Annotated in this window: 20 protein-coding genes; 10 read left to right on the top strand and 10 right to left on the bottom strand. The window is 66.6% G+C overall.

Annotated elements, in window-relative coordinates; translation table 11 throughout:
* Nucleotides 1-99 precede the first annotated feature (99 nt).
* Nucleotides 100-1,476 (top strand): MFS transporter, encoded by a 1,377-nt coding sequence (locus NX774_RS18355; protein ID WP_258823707.1) that lies wholly within the window; start codon nt 100-102, stop codon nt 1,474-1,476.
* A 110-nt stretch (nt 1,477-1,586) separates the two neighbouring features.
* Here the strand turns inward: NX774_RS18355 and ybaK are convergent, their stop codons facing one another.
* Entirely contained in the window at nt 1,587-2,078 is a 492-nt protein-coding gene (gene ybaK / locus NX774_RS18350; protein ID WP_258823706.1) for a Cys-tRNA(Pro) deacylase, read from the bottom strand.
* Nucleotides 2,079-2,117: 39 nt separating this feature from the next.
* Between ybaK and NX774_RS18345 the strand changes: the two genes are divergently transcribed.
* Nucleotides 2,118-3,092, top strand: coding sequence for an endonuclease/exonuclease/phosphatase family protein (locus tag NX774_RS18345; protein ID WP_258823705.1), 975 nt, complete (start codon nt 2,118-2,120; stop codon nt 3,090-3,092).
* On the opposite strand, the gene NX774_RS18340 is transcribed toward NX774_RS18345, so the two are convergent.
* Nucleotides 3,073-5,172, bottom strand: coding sequence for a putative bifunctional diguanylate cyclase/phosphodiesterase (locus NX774_RS18340; protein WP_258823704.1), 2,100 nt, complete (start codon nt 5,170-5,172; stop codon nt 3,073-3,075). The two genes, NX774_RS18345 and NX774_RS18340, sit on opposite strands and share 20 nt — an antisense overlap.
* Nucleotides 5,173-5,471: 299 nt before the next feature.
* Between NX774_RS18340 and NX774_RS18335 the strand changes: the two genes are divergently transcribed.
* Nucleotides 5,472-6,659 carry an efflux RND transporter periplasmic adaptor subunit gene (locus NX774_RS18335; protein WP_258823703.1) on the top strand — a complete coding sequence of 396 codons (1,188 nt, stop codon included), beginning with the start codon at nt 5,472-5,474 and terminating at the stop codon, nt 6,657-6,659.
* Nucleotides 6,660-6,662: 3 nt separating this feature from the next.
* The gene (locus NX774_RS18330) at nt 6,663-9,791 is read left to right on the top strand and encodes an efflux RND transporter permease subunit (protein ID WP_258823702.1); all 3,129 of its coding nucleotides are present in this window, start codon (nt 6,663-6,665) and stop codon (nt 9,789-9,791) included.
* Nucleotides 9,792-9,986: 195 nt separating this feature from the next.
* Here NX774_RS18330 and NX774_RS18325 read toward each other — a convergent pair whose 3' ends face one another.
* The 6 genes from NX774_RS18325 to NX774_RS18300 all read right to left on the bottom strand — a co-directional run bounded on the left by NX774_RS18325 (nt 9,987) and on the right by NX774_RS18300 (nt 15,023).
* Nucleotides 9,987-10,190, bottom strand: coding sequence for a hypothetical protein (locus NX774_RS18325; protein WP_370660447.1), 204 nt, complete (start codon nt 10,188-10,190; stop codon nt 9,987-9,989).
* 39 nt (nt 10,191-10,229) lie between these two features.
* Entirely contained in the window at nt 10,230-11,144 is a 915-nt protein-coding gene (xerD, locus tag NX774_RS18320; protein WP_258823701.1) for a site-specific tyrosine recombinase XerD, read from the bottom strand.
* Entirely contained in the window at nt 11,117-11,641 is a 525-nt protein-coding gene (locus NX774_RS18315; RefSeq protein ID WP_258823700.1) for a methylated-DNA--[protein]-cysteine S-methyltransferase, read from the bottom strand. The genes xerD and NX774_RS18315 overlap by 28 nt, the downstream gene beginning before the upstream one ends.
* Nucleotides 11,642-12,033: 392 nt before the next feature.
* A complete protein-coding gene (locus tag NX774_RS18310) occupies nt 12,034-13,311 on the bottom strand; it encodes a TRAP transporter large permease (RefSeq protein ID WP_258823699.1) in 1,278 nt (425 codons plus the stop codon).
* Complete coding sequence (locus tag NX774_RS18305) at nt 13,308-13,877, bottom strand: TRAP transporter small permease (RefSeq protein WP_258823698.1); 570 nt, start codon at nt 13,875-13,877, stop codon at nt 13,308-13,310. Before NX774_RS18305 ends, NX774_RS18310 begins: the two co-directional genes overlap by 4 nt.
* 156 nt (nt 13,878-14,033) lie before the next feature.
* On the bottom strand, nt 14,034-15,023 hold the full coding sequence (locus tag NX774_RS18300) for a TRAP transporter substrate-binding protein (protein WP_258823697.1): 990 nt from the start codon (nt 15,021-15,023) through the stop codon (nt 14,034-14,036).
* Nucleotides 15,024-15,152: 129 nt separating this feature from the next.
* Here NX774_RS18300 and NX774_RS18295 point away from each other — a divergent pair, with 129 nt between their 5' ends.
* The 3 genes from NX774_RS18295 to NX774_RS18285 all read left to right on the top strand — a co-directional run bounded on the left by NX774_RS18295 (nt 15,153) and on the right by NX774_RS18285 (nt 18,606).
* On the top strand, nt 15,153-17,159 hold the full coding sequence (locus NX774_RS18295) for a sensor histidine kinase (protein WP_258823696.1): 2,007 nt from the start codon (nt 15,153-15,155) through the stop codon (nt 17,157-17,159).
* A gap of 160 nt (nt 17,160-17,319) precedes the next feature.
* Nucleotides 17,320-17,904, top strand: coding sequence for a response regulator transcription factor (locus NX774_RS18290; RefSeq protein ID WP_258823695.1), 585 nt, complete (start codon nt 17,320-17,322; stop codon nt 17,902-17,904).
* Nucleotides 17,905-18,255: 351 nt separating this feature from the next.
* Nucleotides 18,256-18,606, top strand: a complete 351-nt coding sequence (locus tag NX774_RS18285) for a DUF3052 domain-containing protein (protein ID WP_258823694.1) — start codon at nt 18,256-18,258, stop codon at nt 18,604-18,606.
* Here NX774_RS18285 and queG read toward each other — a convergent pair.
* The gene (gene queG, locus NX774_RS18280; RefSeq protein WP_258823693.1) at nt 18,580-19,689 is read right to left on the bottom strand and encodes a tRNA epoxyqueuosine(34) reductase QueG; all 1,110 of its coding nucleotides are present in this window, start codon (nt 19,687-19,689) and stop codon (nt 18,580-18,582) included. The two genes, NX774_RS18285 and queG, sit on opposite strands and share 27 nt — an antisense overlap.
* A 41-nt stretch (nt 19,690-19,730) precedes the next feature.
* Between queG and tsaE the strand changes: the two genes are divergently transcribed.
* Genes tsaE through NX774_RS18265 form a run of 3 tightly spaced genes read left to right on the top strand, consistent with a single transcriptional unit; the run spans nt 19,731 to nt 22,365 of the window.
* Complete coding sequence (gene tsaE / locus NX774_RS18275; protein ID WP_258823692.1) at nt 19,731-20,216, top strand: tRNA (adenosine(37)-N6)-threonylcarbamoyltransferase complex ATPase subunit type 1 TsaE; 486 nt, start codon at nt 19,731-19,733, stop codon at nt 20,214-20,216.
* Nucleotides 20,180-21,553 carry an N-acetylmuramoyl-L-alanine amidase gene (locus NX774_RS18270; protein WP_258823691.1) on the top strand — a complete coding sequence of 458 codons (1,374 nt, stop codon included), beginning with the start codon at nt 20,180-20,182 and terminating at the stop codon, nt 21,551-21,553. The genes tsaE and NX774_RS18270 overlap by 37 nt, the downstream gene beginning before the upstream one ends.
* Before the next feature lie 11 nt (nt 21,554-21,564).
* Entirely contained in the window at nt 21,565-22,365 is an 801-nt protein-coding gene (locus NX774_RS18265) for an aldose epimerase family protein (protein ID WP_258823690.1), read from the top strand.
* Nucleotides 22,366-22,431: 66 nt separating this feature from the next.
* Here the strand turns inward: NX774_RS18265 and NX774_RS18260 are convergent, their stop codons facing one another.
* Nucleotides 22,432-22,833, bottom strand: coding sequence for a VOC family protein (locus NX774_RS18260; RefSeq protein WP_258823689.1), 402 nt, complete (start codon nt 22,831-22,833; stop codon nt 22,432-22,434).
* Nucleotides 22,834-22,838: the final 5 nt, after the last annotated feature.

Raw genomic sequence — 22,838 nt, 5'->3', positions numbered from 1 at the left:
CGCCCCGGCGATAGCCCATGGCCCCGGGTCCGGCAACGCGGAACACGGCACCGGCCGGGAGCGTGTACAGTGGCGGACCTCAGTATATTGCAGCGAACAATGAACAAACAGAATGCCGGGGCCATGCCGGACCACGAGCGCGGCATGGCGCCGGGCCGCCTGCGCTGGGCAAGCATTGCTATCCTGCTCGGCACCTTCATGGGCGTGCTGGACGGTTCGATTGCGAACGTGGCGCTGCCGGCGATCGCCGCCGACCTGCGCACGGAGCCCGCCGATGCGGTCTGGGTGGTCAACGCCTACCAGCTGGCGATGGCGGTGGCCGTGCTGCCGCTGGCTGCGCTGGGCGAACGGATCGGCTACAAGCGCGTGTTCGTGGCCGGCCTGCTGCTGTTCACCGGCGCGTCGATCCTGTGCGCGGCCGCGCCCAGCCTGCCGCTGCTGATCGCGGCGCGGGTGCTGCAGGGCCTGGGCGGCGCGTGCGTGTCCACCATCGTGCCGGCGCTGCTGCGCGCGGTGTATCCGTCCAAACAGGTCGGGCGCGGGGTCGGCTACCTGGCGCTCACGGTCGGGCTGGCGGCGGCGATGGGGCCGACGGTGGCGGCGGCCATTTTGTCGGCGGCGTCATGGCGCTGGCTGTTCTGGGTGAACCTGCCGATCGGGCTGGCCGACGTGGTACTGGCCTCGCGCCTGCTGCCGCACCAGGACGGCGTGCACCGTCCGTTCGACCTGGCCGGCAGCATCCTCAACGCGGTGGCGCTGGCGCTCCTGATCATCGGCGTGGGCAGCCTGGGCGACCGCACGGCAATGGGCCTGGCCGCGCTCGAGATCGCGCTCGCCGTGGTGGCGGGCGTCCTCCTGATCCGGCACCAGCGCGGGCGGCCGGCGCCGCTGGTGCCGCTCGACCTGATGCGCATCCCGATGCTGCGGCTGTCGGCCGGCACCTCGACCTGCTCGTACACCGCGCAGACGATGGCGATGCTGGCGATGCCGTTCCTGCTGGTGTCCGAGATGGGGCGCAGCGCTTCGGTCACCGGGCTCCTGATGACGCCGTGGCCGCTGGTGATCGTGGGCGTGGCGCCGCTGTCGGGCAGGCTGTCGGACCGCTACCGGTCGGACGTGGTCGGCGCGGCGGGCCTGGCGGTGTTCAGCGTGGGGCTGGTGGTGCTGGCCATGCTGCCGGCGCAGGCGTCCAACGTGGACGTGGCGTGGCGGGTGGCGCTGTGCGGCATTGGCTTTGGCCTGTTCCAGACGCCGAACAACCGGCTGATGCTGACCTGCGCGCCCAGGGAGCGCAGCGGCGCGGCCGGCGGCCTGATGACGATGGCGCGCATGATCGGCATGACCCTGGGCGCGGCGCTGGCGACCATTTTGCTGGACCTGGAAGGCACGCGCGGGGCGCTGCGGGCGCTGGTGGTGGCCGCGGTGGCGGCCGCTGGCGGGTTTGCCGTGTCGCTGTGGCGCTTGAGGCGAGGGTAACGCGTGAACGCGTAGGGTGGGCAGCTTGTCTGCCCACGCGTTCAACCAGTGCATGCACCGTTTGGACGCGTGAGCAAGAGACTTGCCCACCCTACGGTGCTTCCGGCCGCTTATTGCGGCAGCGCCACTTCCACCTGCTTGGGCGCCAGCACGCGCACCAGTTCGGACGGTTCAATGCTCACCAAAAAGCCGCGCCGCCCGCCGTTGATGTAGATGCGCGGCAGTTCCAGGATCGTCTTTTCGACATACACCGGCATCTGCTTGCGCGTGCCGAACGGGCTGGTGCCGCCCACCAGGAACCCGGTGTGCCGGTTCGCCACCTCGGGCTTGCACGGCTCGACCGACTTGCAGCCGATCGCGCGTGCCAGGTTCTTGGTCGAGACCTTGCAGTCGCCGTGCATCAGCACGATCAGCGGCTTGGCGGCTTCGTCCTGCATCACCAGGGTCTTGATGACGTCGTGCTCGGGCACGCCCAGCTCGCGCGAAGACACCGCGGTGCCGCCGTGCTCTTCGTATTCGTAGGGGTGCTCGGTGAACGCCACCTGGTGCTTGCGCAGGAACTGGGTCGCCGGCGTTTCGGAAACGTGCTCTTTCTTGGCCATGCGTGATACGCTAAACGCTGTACGGAGGAGTTTCTTATTATGCAGCAAGAGATTCGCTTTGCCACGTTTAACGTGTTTAACCTGGCCCAGCCGGGCGCCAGGCTGTACGACAACATGGTGCCGTGCACGCCGGAACAGTACGAAGCCAAGATCGCCTGGACCGCGCACCAGATCGACATGCTCGATGCCGACGTGATCGGCTTCCAGGAGGTGTTTTCGCAAGCGGCGCTGCGCGAGGCGCTCGCGCGCACGAAACGCTACCGCGATGCGATCCACCTCGGTTTTGACCCCGACCCCGGCGCCGAACGCCTCACGCCCAGCGTGGCGATGGTGTCGCGCCTGCCGCTGGCCGGCCCCGGCACCGCGCTGCCCGCCTTTCCACCCGGGATCGAGATGCCGCCCGGCACGCGCGATCCGCTGCGCTTCACGCGGCCGCCCCTGCATGCGCCTGTGGTGGTCTCGCCCGACCTGACGATCGACGTGCTGGTGGTGCACCTGAAGTCGCGCCGGCCCGACTACCGCAACGGCGACACCAGCGAAGACCCGCAACTGTACGCCCTCGCCTGCCTGCGTTCGCTGATCCGCCGCGGCACCGAGGCGGCCGCGTTGCGTGTGCTGCTGGCCGACCTGGCGCGCGCCAGCGGCCGCCCGCGCGTGGTGCTGGGCGACTTTAACGACGTGGCAGACTCGGTCACCACCGGCATTGTGATGGGCAACGGCGGCTGCCCGACCGCGCGCATGTTCGACGCCTGCCAGCTGCAGCGGCGCCAGGACCACCTGCGCCACGTCGGCTTTTCGATGGTCCACGATGGGCATTACACGACCATCGACCACATCCTGGTGTCGGAGGAATTCAACGCCGCGCTGCCCGGCGCGATTGGCGAGGTGGTGGACGTGCTCTACCTGAACGACCACCTCGACCTGGCGCTGCCGGAAGCGTCGGACCACGGCCAGGTGGTGGCGCGCCTGCGCCTGTTCGACGAGGCGCACGGCCTCATGGACGCGGGCCTGTAAGGCTGGGCCTGGTACGGGCCATGCTGGCGTAGCTGCCCTGATACTCGTCGCAGCCGTGCTGCTTGAGAAAGCGCAGCTGCTCGGCGTTTTCGACGCCTTCGGCGATCACCCGCAGCTTGAGGCTGCGCGCCACCGCGATGATGGCCGGGATCAGCCCCACCTCGCCCGGCGTGCGCGTGATGTCATCGACAAAGCTGCGGTCGATCTTGAGCTTGGACAGCGGAAAGCGGCGCAGGCAGGACAGGTTCGAATAGCCGGTGCCGAAATCGTCAATGGTCAATTGCACGCCGCGCTCGCGCAGCGCGCGCACCGTTTCTGCGGCCACGCCATCGCCGTTCATGATCACGCCCTCGGTGATCTCGAGGTCGAGGAAGGCCGGCTCCAGTCCCGAGCTGGCCAGCGCCTCGTCCACGCGCCGCACCAGGTCGGGATGGACGAACTGGGCGCCGGACAGGTTGACCGCCACCACCACCGGATAGCCCTCGTCGCGCCAGGCGCGCGCCTGGCGGCAGGCTTCGCGCAGCACCCACTCGCCGATCGGCACCATCAGCCCGCATTCCTCGGCCACCGGGATGAACTCGTGCGGCATCAAGAGCCCGCGCTCGGGGTGGCGCCAGCGGATCAGCGCTTCCACGCCGATGGTGCGGCCACTGCCGATGTCGATCTCGGGCTGGTATTCGAGCACGAACTCGCCGCGCTCCAGCGCCCGCCGCAGCATGTTTTCGGTCTGCACGCGCTCGACCACGTGCGCGTTCATTTGAGGGCTGAAGAAACGGAACTCGTTGCGGCCGTGCTGCTTGGCGTGGTACATCGCCACGTCGGCGTGGTGCAGCAGCGTGACGGCTTCCTGCCCGTCGCTGGGGCAGATCGCGATGCCGATCGAGACCGAGGGCGTGATCTCCTGTCCGTCCAGCGAAATCGGGCGTGCCAGCGCCTGCAGCACCGTGCCGGCCACGTGCGCGGCCTGGTCCACGCCGCCGATGTCGGCCAGCAGCACCACGAACTCGTCCCCGCCCAGGCGGCTCACCGTGTCCACCCCGCGCACGCACCCCGTCAGGCGCCGCGCCACTTCCTTGAGCACGGTGTCGCCGGCCTGGTGGCCGAGCGTGTCGTTGATCTGCTTGAAGCGGTCCAGGTCGAGGAACATCAGCGCGAACTGCTTGTGCTGGCGGCGGTTGGCGGCCAGCGCCTGCTGCACGCGGTCGAGGAGCAGCACGCGGTTGGGCAGGTCGGTGAGGGAATCGTGCTCGGCCAGGTGGCGCGCGGCCCGCTCGACGCGCTTGCGCTCGGTGATGTCGGCCAGCATTGCCATGTAGTTGGTCAGCTTGCCCTGGCTGTCGCGGATTGCCGTGACCGCCACCCACGCCGGATATTCCTCGCCAGTGCGGCGCACGCTCGTGATTTCGCCCTCCCAGTGGCCGTCGCGCTTGACGTTGCCGATGATTTCGTCATAGAACGTGCGGTCGTGCACGCCAAGCCGCAGGCTCGGCAGCTGCTCGCCCACCACGTCTTCGGCGGCAAAGCCGGAGATGGAGGTGAACGCGTGATTGACGGCCACGACGCGGTATTCCGGGTCCATGACCAGGATCGCGTCACGGCAATGCTCGAACACGCGGGCGGCACGCTGCAGGTTGCCCTCGAGCGCACGGCGCGCCGTGATGTCGATTTCCATGCAAAACAGCTGTTGCACAGCGCCGTCGCGCACGACCGGGAAATGGCTGGAATGCAGCCACCGACGCGTTCCATCGGCCAGCTGCACTTCCCAGTCCTGCGCGACGCTGGCCTGCCCGGTACGCCAGATCTGCTCGATCATCTGGTCGAACTCGGCCTGCCGGTCCAGGTGCGACACCAGGCTGGAAAACGGCTTGCCCAGCGCCGCCGCCACCGGCACGCCAAACAGGTCGGCGCAGGTCTTGTTCCAGAAGCGGACGATCCCATTGGCGTCCTGGCTGTGCACCGCCACCTCGGGCGACAGCTCAATCGCGGCCACGAACCGGTACAGCCAGTCGAGCGCCTCGTGCCCCGGATTGTCCGGCGGCGGGGCTGCCCCCTGGTAGTGGCCTTGCAGCGATGCGTCCACAGTGAATCCTTCTTCTCGGCAAGTGCTTGATTACGCAGGAAAAACACCATTCTCGACCAGGCTCGACCTGGGCCGCTTGCGCCACCACAGCACTACGCCGATTTTGCGCCTCAAATTGCACTTTGTCCGGGTTTTCACGCATTCCAGCGCCCGGATACCACCGCTCGTCGCATTCCCATGGCCGCTGCTCTTGTCTTTTTCTATAGTCCCACCATGCGCCAAAGGCTCCATCCTGCTTGCAGGAAGGAGCACAGGCGCCACCTTCCCACCCCGTCACAGAACAAAAAGAGAGTCTCCCGATGAAACTCGAAGCCCCGCCACTGCTCGACTCCGCCCCCATCCGTACCCGCCGCCCCATCAAGAAGCGCCTGATCGCACTGGCCGTGGCCTTGCTGGCCGCCGGCGGCTGGGTGGCGACGCACAGTTCGAAGCCGGCCGCAGCCAAGGCCCCGGCCGAGGCCAAGCCGACGGTGTACGAGCTGTCGCAGGGCGACGTGGCAACGGTGGCCAGCGGCGAACTGCGCGTCAACTTGCCGCTGTCCGGTTCGCTGGCGCCGGTCACGCAGGCCACCGTCAAGTCGAAGGTGTCGGGCGTGGTGCTGGACACCACGGTGCGGGAGGGCATGAGCGTGGCGCCCGGCCAGGTCATCGCCCGGCTCGACGCGGCCGAGGCGCGCGCGCGCGTGGCGCAGCAGCAGGCCGCGCTGGACGAGGCCAACGCCCGGCTGTCGCTGGCGATGAAGAACAACGCCAACAGCGCGGCCCTGCTCAAGCAGAACTACATTTCGCAAAGTTCGTACGATGCCACCCAGAACAGCGTCGAACTGGCGCAGGCGGCGGTGAACGCGGCCCGCGCCCAGCTCGAGCTGGCGCGCATTGCACTGAACGATACGGCGATCCGCGCCCCGCTCGCGGGCGTGGTCAGCAAGCGCTTTGCGCAGGCGGGCGACAAGCTGGCGCCGGATACCCCGGTGTTCTCGATCGTCAACCTGCGCGAACTCACGCTGGAAGCGCAGGTGCCGGCGTCGGACATCCCGCGCGTGCACGTGGGCCAGGACGTGCGCTTCAAGGTCGACGGCTTCGGCACGCGCGCCTTCAGCGGCAAGGTCGCGCGCATCAACCCGGCCACCGAGACCGGCTCGCGCGCCATGCTGGTGTACATCAGCGTGGACAATGCCGACGGTGCGCTCAAGGCCGGCATGTTTGCCAAGGGCAGCATTACCACCGACAAGTCGGCGCCGCACCCGCTGGCGCCGCTGTCGAGCCTGCGCAAGGACGGCGAGCGCGACATCGTCTACCGCGTCGACGGCGGCAAGGTGGTGGCGCAGCCGGTCAGGCTGGGCCTGCGCAACGAGGACGAAGGCATGGTCGAGGTGACCGAGGGCCTGGCCCCCGGCGCCACCGTGCTGGCAACGAAGCTCGACAACGTCAAGCCGGGCAGCCAGGTCAAGCTCGCCGCGCCCGCACCGGCCGCGAAGAAAGGCTGAGCCATGTGGATCACGAAAACCAGTATCCGCCACCCGGTCTTCGCGACCATGGTGATGGTCGGGCTGATGGTGCTCGGCCTGTTCTCGTACAAGAGCTTGGGCGTGGAGCAAATGCCCAACGTGCAGATCCCGGCGCTGTGGCTCGAGACCGCCTACCCCGGCGCCTCGCCCGAGCAGGTCGAGAACGACGTCACCCGCCCGCTCGAGGAAGTGGCCAACTCGGTCAGCGGCATCAAGACCATCCGCAGCAACTCGTGGGAAGGACGCAGCGGCATCTCGCTTGAATTCAACCTGACCACCGACATGGACCGCGCGGTGCAGGACCTGCGCGACAAGGTCGGCCGCGCGCGCGGCAGGTTCCCGCGCGAGGTGAAGGAGCCGGTCATCCTGCGCCAGGACGGCGAAAACAACACGACCGTCGAGATCTACGCCGTCACCGCCAAAGAGCACAGCATGCGCGAGCTGTCGTCGATGACCGACCAGATCATCGTCAAGCGCATCCAGGCCGTGCCCGGCGTGGGCCAGATCTTCGTGAACGGCAAGACCAACCGCCAGGTGCTGGTCTCGATCCGCCCTGAGCAATTGCAGAGCCTGCACGTGGGCGTGGACGAGGTGCTGCGCGCGATCCAGGCCACCAACGCCAACCTGCCGGCCGGCGTGGTCAGCCACGGCGCGGCCGAGCGCATGGTGCGCATCGAAGGGATGATGAAGCAGGCGCGCGACTTCAACAACATCATCGTCGCGCGCCGTGCCGACGGGCCGGTGTACCTGAGCCAGGTGGCGGACGTGGTCGATGGCGAGCAGGAAGAGCTGTCGCTGTCGCGCGTGAACGGCGTGCGCGCGATCTCGCTCCAGATCGGCAAGGTGCAGGACGCCAATACGGTCGAGGTCGGCGAAGGCGTGAAGGCCGCGATCGAGGAACTGAAGAAGACGCTGCCGGCCGACGTGAGCTTCATCAACCTGCAGGACGACGCGCAGAACGTGCGCAGCCAGCTCGACAACGTGAAGGAGACCATCCTCGAAGGCGCGGTGCTGACCATGGTCATCGTGTTCTTCTTCCTGCACTCGTGGCGCAGCACCGTCATCACCGGATTGACCTTGCCGATCTCGGTGCTGGCCAGCTTCATCGCGCTGCGCTACTTCGGCTTTACGCTGAACTTCATGACGCTGATGGCGCTGTCGCTGTGCATTGGCCTGTTGATCGACGACGCCATCGTGGTGCGCGAGAACATCGTGCGCCACCTGGGCATGGGCAAGAACCACGTCAAGGCGGCCGAGGACGGCACCAACGAGATCGGCATCGCGGTCATGGCGACCACCTTCGCGATCGTGGCGGTGTTTGTGCCGATCGCGTTCATGAAGGGCATCATCGGCCGCTTCTTCCTGCAGTTCGGTATCACGGTGGCGGTCGCGGTGCTGGTGTCGCTGTTCGTCAGCTTCACGCTCGACCCCATGCTCTCCTCGGTGTGGCCGGATCCGGTGAAGAACCGCTTCAAGTACGTGCCTTGGCTGGGCCGCATTATGGACCGCGTGGAGCACGGCGTGGAAAAGCTGCACGGCTGGTATGCCAGGGTGCTGGCACTGGCGCTGAACTGGCGCAAGAGCACGCTGGCGCTGGCTGCGGCCGTGTTCGTCGGCAGCCTGGCGCTGGTGCCGATGGTGGGCGGCGAAATGTTCCCCCAGACCGACAACGGCTTCATCCAGATCCGCTTCAAGACGCCGATCGGTTCCAGCCTTGACTACACCGACAGCAAGGTCAAGCAGGTGGAAGCGGCGCTGTCGAGCTTCAAGGAAATCGAAGCAATGAACGCGGACGTCGCCACCGCCGAGGGCCGCAACTACGCGCAGGTGAACCTGAAGCTGACCGACGCGCACAAGACGCACCGCCGTTCGCAGCAACAGCTGGAGCAGGCGATCCGCGAGCGCCTGGCGCCGATTGCCGGCATCACGCTGATGGTGGGTAACCGCCCGATCTTCATCGCCATCCTCGGTACCGACGAGGCGGCGCTCGACCAGGCCGCGCACAAGCTGATGGACAAGATGCGCAAGGTAAAAGGCGTGGTGGACATCGAGTACAGCCAGGAAGGCGCGAGCCCGGCCACCGTGGTCAAGATCAACAACGAGCTTGCGAACGACCTGGGGCTGTCGGTCACGCAGATCGGCGCGGCGCTGCGGCCCTTTGTGGCGGGCGACCAGATCAGCCGCTGGCTGGCGCCGGACGGCCAGAACTACGACGTGAACGTGCAGCTGCCCAAATCGGGCCGCCAGAAAGTGGCTGACCTGGCCGACCTGTCGGTGGCATCGACCAAGCTCGACGCTGCCGGCAACCCGATCATGGTGCCGCTGCGCCAGGTGGTCGAGTTCGTGCCGGCCGGCAGCCCGCAGGTGCTCAAGCGCCAGGCGCTGCAGCGCCGGGTGGCGGTGTATGCGGGCGTGGAAGGCCGCCCGGGCGGCGACGTGATGGCCGACGTGCAAAAAGCGATGAAGTCGATCGAGCTGCCGGCCGGCGTGCGCTTCGACGTGGGCGGCGACGCGCAGATGATGGCCGAGACGCTGGGCGGCTTCCTGGTCGCGATCACGATTGCGGTGATCTTCATCTACCTGGTGCTGGCCTCGCAGTTCGGCAGCTTCCTGCAGCCGATCGCGATCATGATGTCGCTGCCGCTGTCGCTGATCGGCGTGCTGGTGGCGCTGCTGGTGACGGGCAGCACGCTCAACATCTTCTCGTTCATCGGGGTGGTGATGCTGATGGGCCTGGTGACCAAGAACGCGATCTTGCTGGTGGACTTCACCAACCACGGGCAACGCGAAGGCAAGAGCCAGTTCGAGGCGCTCATGCAAGCGGGCCAGGTGCGCCTGCGGCCGATCGTGATGACGACACTGGCGATGATTTTCGGCATGCTGCCGATGGCGATCGGCATGGGCGACGGCGGCGAGACCCAGGCGCCGATGGGACGCGCGGTGATCGGCGGCGTGATCACCTCGACCCTGCTCACCCTGGTGGTGGTGCCGGTGGCGTACACCTACCTGGACAACTGGGGCAAGCGCGCCAAGCGCTGGTTCCAGAAGGGGCACGACGAGGAGATGGCGGCGGCCGAGGCCGATGCCGCCAAGGCGCCCGAGCTGGCCTGATTGCCGTCGTTCCGGAGAAAGCCGGAACCCATGCTGAGCGCGCTGGAACGCGGCTCAGCGTTTCACGGACTGGCGCACGGTGTCGGTTTGCGCCTGGGGCGGCAAAAGCGCCGCATTGCTGCAAACTCAGCATGGGCCCCGGCCTGCGCCGGGGCGACGGGTGGTTGGCGAAAAATTGTTTCGCCGGGCGATGCGCTATTCCTGCTCGTCACCCTCGGGCGTCACCGCTTCGCCGGCAGCTGCCGGATCATCGCCCTGCTCCTGCCCGGCGGCCGGCCGTTGGTGCTTGGCCTCCGCCTTGCGCTTGGCCTTTTCCTCGGCCTTGCGCTTCTTTTCCAACTCCCGCTGACGCTTTTCGTACTGGAAGTTTGTCCTGGCCATGATCACCTCGTCGGTCATGAATTGGGCGCTACGGTCTTAATATAGCGCGTTTACTGTTCAGGCATTTGAGCCACCACGCGGATGGTGCTGCGCATGCAGGCGCTTGAGCCGTTCGCGCGCGACGTGGGTGTAGATCTGGGTGGTCGAAATATCGGAGTGGCCAAGGAGCAACTGCACGACGCGCAGGTCGGCCCCGTGGTTCAGCAAGTGGGTCGCGAACGCATGGCGCAGCGTGTGCGGCGACAGCGGCGCCTTGATGCCAGCCCTGGCCGCGTGCTTCTTGATGATCACCCAGAACATCTGGCGCGTCATCGGCGCGCCGCGTCCGGTGACGAACAAGGCGTCGTCAATCTGGCCGTCGAGGATGACGCCGCGCGCCTGCTTCAGGTAGCGCTCGATCCACAGCCGCGCCTGTTCGCCGAACGGCACCAGCCGGGTCTTGCTGCCCTTGCCGGTGATGCGCAGCACGCCATCGTTCAGGCTCAGTTCAACAAGCTTGAGCGTGACCAGCTCGGACACGCGCAGGCCGCTCGCGTACATCAGTTCGAGCATGGTCCGTTCGCGCAGGCCCAAAGGGGTCGAGACATCCGGCGCCGCCAGCAGGGCCTCGACCTCGCCTTCGGTGAGCGTGTGCACGAAGCGCGCCGGCTGCTTGGCCGAGGCCATCTGCAGGCAGGGGTCGGCCGCCACCTTGTTCTGGCGCAGCGCGAGCTGGTAGAAGCGCTTGAGCACCGAGAGGCGCCGGTTGGCCGAACTGGGCTTGGACTGCTCGTGGCGGTCGGCGAAATAGCCGGCCAGGTCCTCGGGCTGCACCGACAGCAGGCCGCGGCCGGGACGCTTGACCTCGAGCCAGCGCGCGAACAGGCGCAGGTCGCGCCGGTAGGCGTCGAGCGAATTCTTCGCCAGCCCCTGCTCCAGCCAGAGGGTGTCGCAGAACTCGTCGATCAGGGCCAGATCGACTGCTGCTGCCATGGAGCTTGCGACACGCCTTCGTGCTTGAGCAGCCAGCGTTTCACCGACAGGTGGAAGCCGTTCTCGTCGTCGTGGTTGGAAAAGCCCCCCAGGCCGCCGGCGGCGGTCACCCGGTGGCAGGGAATGATCAGCGGATACCAGTTGGCGCCGCAGGCCTGGCCCACCGCGCGCGGCGCCGAGCCGATTTCCTTGGCCAGCTGGCCATAGGTGCGCACCACGCCGCGCGGGATGGCGCTGATCGCGTCCCACACGCGGCGCTGGAAGGCGCTGCCCTTGTCCAGCAGCGGGAGGCTGAACACGAAATCGGGGTCGTCGAAATAGCGCAGCACCTGTTCGCACGCCTGCTCGGACAGCGCGTCCTGCGGCGCTTTTTCGTGAAAGTGCGGCGGCAGGTACACCAGCTCGCGCACGCACGCGCCCTCGGTGCGGATGCCCATTGCGCCGAACGGCGCGGCGACGATCGCGCTGAAGATCTCGCTGCCTTGTTGTGTGTTCATCGCCACAGTGTAGCGCTGTGCCACCGGAAAAAAAAGGATCGCGTAGGGTGGGCTCTTGAGCCCACGCCGTCCAATAAGCGGCGCGTGTGCACGCGTGGGCTCGAGAGCCCACCCTACTCAGTTGGAGAGGTGCAGAATAAAAAAAAGCGCACCTTGCGGTGCGCTTCGAATTCTGTTCCACGTTCCCGGCCGATCGGTGTCCGTCGGCATACTGTAAAACGCAGTGTCTCCTCGATTTCTCCGGTATTGACTACCGGTTCTTTTCTTTACTCCCCAAAAAAGCCTGCTCGTGATGCCTTCGGCGAGTGCATTTCACCGCCGAGGGTGCCACATGATAACGCAGCTTGCACCGGAAGTGATCATTTTTTGCAACGGAGACAAAAAAATTACCATTACTGCATGAGGTTAGGCAACCACAGCGAGATCTGCGGTACATACGTGATCAGCGCCAGGAAACCAAGCATCGTCAGCAGCCACGGCATCACCGCCACCGTCAGCTCCGAGATACCCATCTTCGTGATGCCGGACGCCACGTACAGGTTCAGGCCCACCGGCGGGTGGCACATGCCCACCTCCATGTTCACCACGATCAGAATGCCGAAGTGGATCGGGTCGATCCCCAGCTGCACCGCGACCGGGAACAGGATCGGGGCCATGATCAGCACGATCGACGACGGTTCCATCACGTTGCCTGCCAACAGCAGCAGCACGTTCACCACCAGCAGGAAGGCGATCTGGCCCAGGCCCTGGCTGGTCAGCCAGCTGGCCATTGCCTGCGGCACGTTTTCGCTGGTCATCAAGAACGAGAACAGCACGGCGTTGGTGATGATGTACAACAGCATCGCCGACATCGCCGCCGAATCGAGCAGCACCTTGCCGACCTGCTTGAGCTTCAGGTCCTTGTACACGAACACGGCGATGAAGAAGGCATACACGGCCGCCATGCCCGCCGCCTCGGTCGGGGTGAACATGCCGGTGTAGATGCCGCCCATCACGATCACGATCAGCACCAGGCCCCACGCGCTCTTGCGGAAAGCGTCAAAGCGCTCGCCCCAGGTGGCGCGCTTCATGCGCGGGTAGTTGTGCTTGCGGGCCAGGAACCAGGTGGTCAGGCCGAGCAGCGCGGCCAGCAGCAGGCCCGGCACCACGCCGGCCATGAACAGCTTGCCGACCGAGGTGTTGGTGGTCACCGAGTACATCACCATCACGATCGACGGCGGGATCAGGATGCCCAGCGCGCCCGAGGTGGTAACGACGCCGGCGCCAAAGCGCTTGGGATAGCCCTGCTTGGCCATGGCCGGCATGATGATCGAGCCGATCGCCACCACCGTGGCCGGGCTGGAGCCCGACACCGCCGCGAACAGCGCACAGGCCAGCACGCCAGCCAACGCCAGGCCGCCGTGCCAGTGGCCGACCATCGAGGTGGCGAAGTTGATCATGCGCCGCGCGACACCGCCGTGGGTCAGGAAGTTACCCGCCAGGATGAAGAACGGGATCGACATGATCTCGAAGTTCTCGATGCCGGTGAACAGCTTCATGGCCACCGATTCGATCGGCACCGAGGTCATCGTGAACAGGAAGGTCAGCACGGTCAGGCCGAGCGAGATCGAGACCGGCATGCCCGTGAGCATGAACAGGATCAGGATCACAAAGATAATAGTGGCGTTCATACTGCGTGCTCCCGTGCTTCTGCGATTTCGTCTTCCAGGCCTTCAACGTGGGAATGGTCGTGCTTCGGCAATTCGCCGTGCTTGATGAACTGCCAGGTCACCTGCAGGAAGCGGAAGCACATCAGGTACGAGCCGAGCGGCACGGCCATGTACACGATCCACATCGGCCATTCCAGGTCCGGCGAGATCGAGCTGGTGTGGCGCATGCCGTTGACGAAGATGGCGCCGAGGGTGCCGATGATGCCGGTGAACAGGGCGCCGGCCAGCAGGCCAACGACGATCAGCTTGTTGCGCCATTTGTCGGACAGGCGGTTGATCAGCACGTCGACGCCGACGTGGATGCCGGTACGCACGCCGTAAGCGGCGCCGAACTTGGCCATCCACACGAACATGTAGATGCACAGCTCCTGTGCCCAGCTCATGTTGATGCTGATGAGGTAGTCCTGCACGCCGGGAATCGGCAAGCCGGACAGGTAGCGGTGCACCACCGCCACGAAGATCACGAGAGTGGCCACGCCCATCAGGGACGCGATGATCCACTCTTCGAGGCGATCGAGGAATTTCATGGGGATCCTTTTGGGGGAAACGAACGTAGGGTGGGCGGGTCGCTCAGCTGGGCGTTGCCCAGCTTCGCCCCACGCGTTCAGGCAGCCGTGGCCAACCTTGCGGCATGACACGCACCGGTTGGACGCGTGGGCGGGAGACCCGCCCACCCTACCGAATTACTTGGCGGTTTCTTTGTAGATCGCCTTGATCAGGTCGGCGCCGATGCGGCTTTCCATCTGCTTGTGCACCGGCAGCATGGCCTTGCGCCATTCAGCCTGTTCCTTGGCGTTCAGCTCGTACACGGTGGTCTTGCCCGCCTTCTTGATCGCGGCCAGCGCCATGTCGTTGTCACGCTGGGCAATGGCTTTCTCGTAGGTGGTGGCTTCGGCCATCGCTTTTTCCAGCGCGGCGCGCACGTCGGCCGGCAGGCCATCCCAGAACTTCTTGTTGACGATCACCGCATAGCCCAGGTAGCCATGGTTCGAGATCGTCAGGTGCTTTTGCACCTCATGCATCTTCTGGGTGTACATGTTCGACGGCGGGTTTTCGGTACCGTCGACCACGCCAGTCTGCAAGGCCTGATACACTTCCGAGAACGCCAGCACCTGCGGGTTCGCGCCCAGTGCGCGCATCTGCGCGTCGAGCACCTTGGACGACTGGATACGCATCTTCAGGCCGCGGAAGTCGCCCGGGGCGTGCAGCGGCTTATTGGCCGACATGTCCTTGAAGCCGTTGTCCCAGTACGCCAGGCCCGTGATGCCTTTCGGTTCCAGCTTTTGCAGCAGGCCCTTGCCGATCGGGCCTTCGGTCACGGAGTACAGCGAGGCCTTGGTCGGGAAGATGTACGGCAGGTCGAAGACTTCGAATTCCTTCACGCCCAGCGGGCCGAACTTGGCCAGCGAGGGGGCCAGCATCTGGACCGCGCCCAGCTGCAGCGCTTCCATCTCTTCCTTGTCCTTGTAGAGCTGGCTGTTCGGATAGACTTCGACCTTGACGCGGCCTTTGGTCATCTTCTCGGCCAGTTCCTTGAAGCGCTCGGCGGCCTGGCCTTTCGGCGTGTCGGTCGCGACCACGTGGCTGAACTTGATGACGATGGGAGCCTGTGCCCAGGCGGCGTTGAAGCTGGCAGCCGCGGCGAAAGCCACGACGAGGGCCTTGAGTTTCATGTTGTCTCCTCTTGGGGGTGGGTATTTTTTTTACTACTTTATCCGTACAGTCTGCTTGCACCCATTCTGCATCGCAATTGTGGACTTCCACAATACCCGTTTAGTTGAAAATCGCTTCATCTTCATTGCATGAAAAACATTTTTCCGCTATGGCAGCCGGCCGGCAACGCTGACAGCGGCCGCGCCGGCCCCTGGCGCTGGCTGGTGCCGGTGCTGCTGGTGCTGCTTTTTTTGGCAGTGTTGATCTGGCTGCCGTGGCAGGCGCGCGAGATGGAAAGCAACGAGCGCCAAGAGCAGCTGATCGCCGACACGCTGTGGGTCGAGCAGACCCTGCGCTTCGAGCTGGCGCGCAACGAAGAGGCGCTGGCCAGCCTGGGGGCCGACCTGGTCACCAAGCCGCCCGCGCCCGAGGCCCTGCGGGCGCGGCTGGCGCAGATGTTCAAGAACGGCCATGAACTGCAGCGGCTGGTCTGGCTCGATGCCAGCGGACGGGTGCTGGCCGCGCGCGGCGCCGAGTTGCCGGCCAGCGGCCTGTCGGAGGCCTCGCGCAGCGCGGCCCTGCTCGCGCGCGAGACCCACACCAGCCGCTACAGCGAGCCGTACGGCGCCACCGCCCTCACCCACGGGCTGCTCGACTACACCCTGCCGCTGTTTCGCGACGGCCAGTACCAGGGCAGCCTGGTCGCCACCTACAGCCTGAAGGTACTGCTGGACGAGACGGTGCCGTGGTGGTTTGCGCAGGAGAACGCGCTGTCGCTGCTGGACCGCGACGACCGCGTGGTGGCGCAGCGCAGCGCCGGCGGGCCTGGGCGCGGGGTGTACACGCACAAGCATGCGCTCGACCTGCCGGGCGCGGCGATCACCCTGGCCACCGACAGCGTCAAGGGCGCACCCAAGCTGCTGCCGAACCTGCTGGTCGGCTCGGTGATCGTGCTGGCGCTGGGTCTGCTGCTGTCGCTCGCCGCGCTGTGGCGCCACATTGCGCGCACGCTGGCGGCCGAAGGCGCGCTGCGCCAGCAGATGGCGTTTCGCACGGCGATGGAAAATTCGCTGGTCACGGGCCTGCGCGCGCGCGACCTGGAGGGGCGCGTCACCTATGTCAACCCGGCGTTCTGCCAGATGGTCGGGCTGCCGGCCGAAGAGCTGGTGGGCAAGAAACCGCCGATGCCCTACTGGGCGCCGGAGGCGATGGCCGACTACGAGCAGCGCTTCGAGAAAGTTCTAGCAGGCAACATCACGCCGCAGTTCGAGACCGTGTTCCAGCGCACCGACGGGGTACGGGTGCCGGTGCTGGTGTTCGAGGCGCCGCTGGTGGACAGCCGCGGGCGCCAGACCGGCTGGATGAGCTCGATCCTGGACATCACCGACCGCAAGCGCGTCGAGGAGCTGATCCGCAAGCAGGAGGAAAAGCTGCAGGAAAGCGCGCGCCTTGCGACCATGGGCGAGATGTCGTCGATGCTGGCGCACGAGCTGAACCAGCCGCTGGCGGCGATCTCGAGCTACACGGCGGGCGCGCTGAACGTGCTGGCGCGGGCCGAGGAGCTCAATGAGCCGGTCAACGCGCGCCTGCTGCGGCGTGCGCTGGAGCAGGCGCGCCAGCAGGCGCAACGCGCCGGCCAGATCATCAAGAGCGTGCACGAATTCGTGAAAAAGCGCGAGCCCGAACGGCGCCCGGTGGCGATCGGCAGCGTGGTGGACGGGGTGCGCGCGCTGATCGAGCTGCAGGCGCGCCAGGCCTACGTGGCGCTGCGCATGCAGATCCCGCGCGAGCTGCCGCCGGTGCTGGCCGACCGCGTGATGCTGGAACAGGTGCTGCTGAACCTGACGCGCAACGGCATCGAAGCGATGCAGGACCTGGCCCCGGAGCGGCGCGTGCTGCGGGTGGAGGCCGAGGCGCTGGACGGGCAGGTATCCGTGTCGGTGATCGACAGCGGCCACGGCATCGCGCCGGAGGTGGCCGAGCGCCTGTTCTCGCCGTTCTTCTCGACCAAGGCCGAGGGCATGGGGATGGGACTGTCGATTTGCCGCACGGCGATCGAATTCCATGGCGGCACGCTGACGCACGGCGCCAACCCGGGCGGCGGCACGATCTTCACGTTTACTTTGCCGGCGCAGGCGCAAGTGCAGGCGGCCTAGGCTACAATCGTCAGCCTTGGCACGTCGTTCCGGCGAATCCTCGGCGGCCCCGCCGTAACCCATACGGCGCCGGCATCCAGTTGGGTTTGCGTCGCGTCGATGCAAACTCAGCATGGGTCCCAGCCTGCGCCGGGACGACGGCATAATTCAAGGAATCGAAATGCTGCACATCGTCGACGACGAAGACGTGATCCGCGACGCGCTGGCCTGGCTGGCGCAGTCGCGCGGGCTGGCCGCGCGCGGGTATGCCAGCGGCGAGGAATTTCTTGCCGTGGTCGGCCGGGATGGCGACCCCGGCGGCGACTGCGTGCTGCTGGACGTGCGCATGCCCGGCATGAACGGGATCGCCGTGTTCGACCAGCTGGTCGCGCGCGGGCTGCTGCCGCGCCTGCCGGTCATCTTCCTGACCGGCCACGGCGACGTGCCGATGGCCGTCGATTCGCTCAAGCGCGGCGCCTTCGATTTCTTTGAAAAGCCGTTCAACGACAACGACCTGATGGACCGCGTCGAACAGGCGCTGGCCGCCTCGCGCCAGGCCGCCGGCGCCGCCGCCGTGCGTGCGCGCCTGGCCACGCTGTCGGCGCGCGAACGCGAAGTGCTTGACCTCATTCTTGCAGGCAAGATGAACAAGGTCGTGGCCGATGAGCTGGGCATCAGCATGCGCACGGTCGAGGTGCACCGCGCGCACATTTTCGACAAGATGCAGGTGAAGACGGCGGTCGAGCTGGCTGGCCTGCTCAAGTAGGGTGGGCTCTCGAGCCCACCGCCCTTGGCACGCTGCGTGAACCGCGTGGGCTCAAGAGCCCACCCTACCGATGATTTTATTTCCGCCAGGTCTTGCGTTCCGCGCCTGCAGCCCTTAACTGCAATTCATCCGGCGGCCCCGGCCGTCGCCCAGCACCCCGCGCACCGCGGCACGCATGTTGCGTGAAGCTCTACTCTTGGTAGCAACAACCCGCGCACGCTAGCATCCTGACAAGCCGTGCGCGCCGGGTTGGCTTGTAAAATCAATTTGAACGCGATGCACCGCAGCCACTCGGCGGCGGTGCCATTTCTTTAGGGAACGCAGATGAACGAAAAGACAGTTGCAGACAAGATGTTCTTACGAACCGCCAAGTCCATGCTGATTTTGAACGGCGGCGTGCACCCGGGCATGGTCTCGCAGATGCCGCAGAACATCATTGTCGACCAGGGGCCGGCCGACGTCGTGCTCATGTTCGCCTTGAACCGCAAGGAGCTCGAGCAGTACTTGCCTGCGGCCAAGGAAGCGCTCGGCGACAAGGGCTCGCTGTGGGTGGCCTACCTCAAGCAGACCGCCTCCAAGGCCACTGATATCAACCGCGACTCGATCAATGCCTATCTGAAGGAAAACGGTATCACCGCCGTGGCGATGATCTCGATCGACGGCGACTGGTCGGGGCTACGCGCCAAGCGCATCGAAGTCTGAGCCGTGGCGCGCGAGCGCCCAGCGCACGTGCTCGCGCACCAGCTCCGACGGGTGGCCCGCCCGGGCCCGCAGGGCCGCCACGATGGCGGCGTCGCCCCGGGCGCCGTCGGCGGCATTGCCCAGGCCCACGGCCAGGTTGCGCAGCCAGCGCTCATGCCCGATGCGGCGGATCGGGCTGCCTTCCATCCTCCGGTTGAACTCCTCTTCCTCCCATTCGAACAGCGCGATCATGCTGCTGTTCCCCAGGCCGTTGCGCTCGTCGAAATCGGGCAGCTGGGCGCGCTCGGCGAACTTGTTCCACGGGCAGACCAGCTGGCAGTCATCGCAGCCGTAGATGCGGTTGCCGATCAGCGGGCGCAGCTCCAGCGGGATCGGGCCTTTCAGCTCGATGGTGAGGTAGGAAATGCAGCGGCGCGCGTCCAGCTTGCCGGGGCCGAGGATGGCGCCGGTCGGGCAGGCGTCGATGCAGGCCGTGCACTGGCCGCAGTGGGCACCGGTGGGCTCGTCCACCGGCAGCGGCAGGTCCACCAGGATCTCGCCGATGAAGAAGGTGGAGCCGGCGGTGCGCGAGAGCAGCAGCGTGTGCTTGCCGCGCCAGCCCAGCCCCGCCTTTTGCGCCAGCGGCAGCTCCATCACGGGCGCCGAATCGGTGAACACGCGGTAGCCGTATTCGCCGATCTCGTGCTTGACGCGGTCGGCCAGCTGCTGCAGGCGGTTCCTCAGCACCTTGTGGTAGTCGCGGCCGCGCGCGTACACCGAGACCACGGCGGCCTGCGGGTCGCGCAGCCGCGCCAGCTCGCGCTCGCGCCAGGGGTCGCCGGCGTCCACCGGCAGGTAATCCATGCGCGCCATGATCGCGCGCACGGTGCCGGGCACCAGCTCGGCCGGCCGGGCGCGCTTCATGCCGTGGCTTGCCATATAATCCATCTCGCCGTGGCTGCCGGCCGCCAGCCACGCCTTCAGGCCCTCCTCGGCGTCAAGCAGGTCCACGTCGGCGATGCGTACTTCGGCAAAGCCCAGCTCCGCGCCCCACGCCTTGATGGCGCGCGCAAGTTCGGCAGAATCGGGTGGCAGGGTCGGCATGGGAAGGACAGCGGCGCAAAATCAACACGACATTCTATTCGATGCAGCACTTCAAAGCTTACCTGCCGGACGAATCGGCCACCGCGGCCTTTGGCGCGGCCCTGGCGCGCGCCCTGGTGCCGGGCCTGGTGATCTACCTGCACGGCGACCTGGGCGCCGGCAAGACGGCGCTCACGCGCGCGCTGCTGCATGCCTGCGGCCACCAGGGCACGGTGAAAAGCCCGACCTACACGCTGGCCGAGCCCTACCGCGTTTCCATCGACGGGCGGCCGGGCAGCGTGATCCACTACGACCTGTACCGCATGTCCAGCCCCGAGGAATTCCTCGACGCCGGCTTTCGCGAGGACTTCGACGGCCACAACGTCTGCATCGTCGAGTGGCCCGAAAAGGGCGAGCCGGTGTTGCCCGCACCCGACGTGAGCGTGCTGCTGAGTGTGAGCGGACCCGGCCGTGCGTTAGAATTGCAGGCGTTGTCGCAACTGGGCCAGCTATGCCTCGACCGCCTCTCCTTCGCACCAACCCGCTGAGCACCAACAGGCGCCGCACAATCCTCAAGGCCGGCGGCACGCTGCTGCTGTCCGTATTTGCGCCGCTCTCGGCCAGCGCCGCGCAGATCCTCGCCGTGCGCGTGTGGCCGGCCGAGGACTACACCCGCGTGACGCTGGAAAACGACGGCGACCTGAAGGCCACCCATTTCATGGTGCCCGATCCGCCGCGGCTGGTGGTGGACATCGACGGCCTGGCGCTGAACGACACGCTCAAGAGCCTGGTCGCCAAGATCGAATCGAACGACCCGTACATCAAGCAGGTGCGCGTGGGCCAGAACCGGCCCAACGTGGTGCGCCTGGTGTTCGACCTGAAGGAAGCGGTCAAGCCGCAGGTGTTCACGCTCGAGCCCGTGGCCGGCTACCGGCACCGCCTGATCTTCGACCTGTATCCGATGAAGCCGGCCGACCCGCTCGCGGCGCTGATCCAGGAGCGCGACTGGACCACCGGCGACGCGGCGCCGCAGAGCCAGTCCGGCGCGCCAGAGGCGATCGGCAAGCTGGAAACCCAGGCTGCCGGCGCCAACGGTTCGCCGCCGGCAGCGCCGGTCAAGCCCACGCCCGCGCCGGCCGAGCCGCGCATGGCCTGCTGCAACATGCCCAAGGTGACGCGCATGGTGACCATCGCGCTCGACCCGGGCCATGGCGGCGAGGACCCGGGCGCGACCGGCGCGACCGGCGTGCACGAAAAGGACATCGTGCTGGCGGTCGCGCGGCGCCTGAAGACCAAGTTGGAAGGCCACCCGAACACGCGGGTGATGCTCACGCGCGACGCCGACTACTTCGTCCCGCTCGGCACACGGGTGGACAAGGCGCGCAAGGTGCAGGCCGACCTGTTCGTGTCGATCCACGCGGACGCGTTTGTCGAGCGCAGCGCGCGCGGCTCGTCGGTGTTCGTGCTGAGCGAAAAAGGCGCGAGCTCGAGCGCGGCGCGCTGGCTTGCGAACGACCAGAACAAGGCCGACCTGATTGGTGGCGTGAACCTGGCCAACCACGACCGCCAGCTGGCCAGCGTGCTGCTCGACCTGTCCACCACGGCCCAGATCAGCGACAGCCTCAAGCTCGGCAGCGCCGTGCTCAAGGAGATCGGCGGGATCAACCGGCTGCACCGTGGCGCGGTCGAGCAGGCCGGCTTCGCTGTGCTGAAAGCGCCTGACATTCCCTCGATCCTGGTCGAAACTGCCTTCATTTCGAACCCGGAGGAAGAAGCGCGGCTCAAAGACGATGCGTACCAGGACCAGCTGGCCGACGCCATCACCAAGGGCATCAAGCGCTACTTTGCCGCCAACCCGCCAATGGCCAAGAGCCGGATGGCGTAAGGACACAGACCATGACCTCACCCGAGCGCGAGACCTTCGGCCAGCTGCCGGCCGTGCACCTGGCATCGCCCGACGGCGCCGAGGCGATCGTCACCCTGTACGGCGCCCACGTCGTGTCGTGGAAGGGCGCGCGCGGCAAGGAGCACCTGTTCCTGAGCCGCCGCTCTGCGCTCGATGGCAGCAAAGCGATCCGCGGCGGTGTGCCCGTCATCTTTCCGCAGTTCGCCGAGCGCGGCACCGGCATGCGCCACGGCTTTGCCCGCGTGCTGCCATGGCGCGTGGAACGCAGCGGCGTGGACAGCGGCGGCGCCTACGCCGTGTTCGTGCTGGACGAGACCGACCTGCCACCGGCACTCGCCAGCGCCTGGCCGCACCGCTTTGCGCTGGCGCTGCGCGTGGCGGTGCATGGCAACGAGCTGTCGATGACGCTCGATATGCGCAACACCGGCGCGGCCGCGTTCCCGTTCGCGGCGGCGCTGCATACCTACCACCTGGTGGACAATGTGGCCGCCGTGCGCATCGAAGGGCTGGAGGCCGAGCCGGTGGTCATCCGCGACAAGCTGGACCAGGTGTACGAAGGCATCGCCGGGCTGATCGCGATGCAAAGCGGGACCAGCGCGCTGCACCACGAGCAGTCGGGTTTTACGGATGCGGTGGTGTGGAATCCCGGCGCGGCCGATGCGGCAGCGCTGTCGGACCTGGAAGACGACGAGTACCGGCGCTTCGTGTGCATCGAACCGGCCCTGCTTGGCCCGGCGACGCTCGAGGCCGGCGGCACGTGGCGCGGCGAGTACAAGCTCAGAGCAACGTAGGGTGGGCACTGGTGCCCACGCGGTGCGTGCGGCGCGAACGCGTGGGCACGAGTGCCCACCCTACAACTAATGCGTGGACACCGGGTCGTGGCAGACCACGCAGAGCTTGTTGCCCTCCGGGTCTTTGAAGTAAGCAGCGTAGTAGTGTTCGTGGTATTCGGGCCGCAAACCGGGCGCGCCTTCCGACGTCCCGCCATGTTCCAATGCCACCCGGTAAGCGTGATGGACAATCGCCCGGTTGCTCGCCATGAACGCAACCATCTGTCCGTTCCCCGCCACATGCGGATTGCGGTCGTACGGCGTACCGATCAGGAACAGTGGACGCGGCCCCGGATGGGATTGCCAGCCGGCCCAGGGGCGCGCGCGATCACAGAAACGCAGCGGATTGCCGAGCTCCGCCATCAGGGCCGTGTAGAACGGCAGCGCCTTGTCGAAGTCGTTGATGCCGATGAACACATGTGAAAACACGATGG

This window comes from Massilia agilis (assembly GCF_024756255.1).
Classification (GTDB): Bacteria; Pseudomonadota; Gammaproteobacteria; order Burkholderiales; family Burkholderiaceae_D; genus Telluria; species Telluria agilis.
The sequence above is the reverse complement of the archived record's forward strand: the minus strand, read 5'-3'. Positions and strand labels throughout refer to the sequence as shown.

Excerpts from the sequence above, each read along its gene's own strand:
- NX774_RS18355 (WP_258823707.1), top strand. The coding sequence starts at position 100 with ATGAACAAACAGAATGCCGGGGCCATGCCGGACCACGAGCGCGGCATG.
- ybaK (WP_258823706.1), bottom strand. The coding sequence starts at position 2,078 with ATGGCCAAGAAAGAGCACGTTTCCGAAACGCCGGCGACCCAGTTCCTG.
- NX774_RS18345 (WP_258823705.1), top strand. The coding sequence starts at position 2,118 with ATGCAGCAAGAGATTCGCTTTGCCACGTTTAACGTGTTTAACCTGGCC.
- NX774_RS18335 (WP_258823703.1), top strand. The coding sequence starts at position 5,472 with ATGAAACTCGAAGCCCCGCCACTGCTCGACTCCGCCCCCATCCGTACC.
- NX774_RS18330 (WP_258823702.1), top strand. The coding sequence starts at position 6,663 with ATGTGGATCACGAAAACCAGTATCCGCCACCCGGTCTTCGCGACCATG.
- NX774_RS18325 (WP_370660447.1), bottom strand. The coding sequence starts at position 10,190 with ATGACCGACGAGGTGATCATGGCCAGGACAAACTTCCAGTACGAAAAG.
- xerD (WP_258823701.1), bottom strand. The coding sequence starts at position 11,144 with ATGGCAGCAGCAGTCGATCTGGCCCTGATCGACGAGTTCTGCGACACC.
- NX774_RS18315 (WP_258823700.1), bottom strand. The coding sequence starts at position 11,641 with ATGAACACACAACAAGGCAGCGAGATCTTCAGCGCGATCGTCGCCGCG.
- NX774_RS18310 (WP_258823699.1), bottom strand. The coding sequence starts at position 13,311 with ATGAACGCCACTATTATCTTTGTGATCCTGATCCTGTTCATGCTCACG.
- NX774_RS18305 (WP_258823698.1), bottom strand. The coding sequence starts at position 13,877 with ATGAAATTCCTCGATCGCCTCGAAGAGTGGATCATCGCGTCCCTGATG.
- NX774_RS18300 (WP_258823697.1), bottom strand. The coding sequence starts at position 15,023 with ATGAAACTCAAGGCCCTCGTCGTGGCTTTCGCCGCGGCTGCCAGCTTC.
- NX774_RS18295 (WP_258823696.1), top strand. The coding sequence starts at position 15,153 with ATGAAAAACATTTTTCCGCTATGGCAGCCGGCCGGCAACGCTGACAGC.
- NX774_RS18290 (WP_258823695.1), top strand. The coding sequence starts at position 17,320 with ATGCTGCACATCGTCGACGACGAAGACGTGATCCGCGACGCGCTGGCC.
- NX774_RS18285 (WP_258823694.1), top strand. The coding sequence starts at position 18,256 with ATGTTCTTACGAACCGCCAAGTCCATGCTGATTTTGAACGGCGGCGTG.
- queG (WP_258823693.1), bottom strand. The coding sequence starts at position 19,689 with ATGCCGACCCTGCCACCCGATTCTGCCGAACTTGCGCGCGCCATCAAG.
- tsaE (WP_258823692.1), top strand. The coding sequence starts at position 19,731 with ATGCAGCACTTCAAAGCTTACCTGCCGGACGAATCGGCCACCGCGGCC.
- NX774_RS18270 (WP_258823691.1), top strand. The coding sequence starts at position 20,180 with ATGCCTCGACCGCCTCTCCTTCGCACCAACCCGCTGAGCACCAACAGG.
- NX774_RS18265 (WP_258823690.1), top strand. The coding sequence starts at position 21,565 with ATGACCTCACCCGAGCGCGAGACCTTCGGCCAGCTGCCGGCCGTGCAC.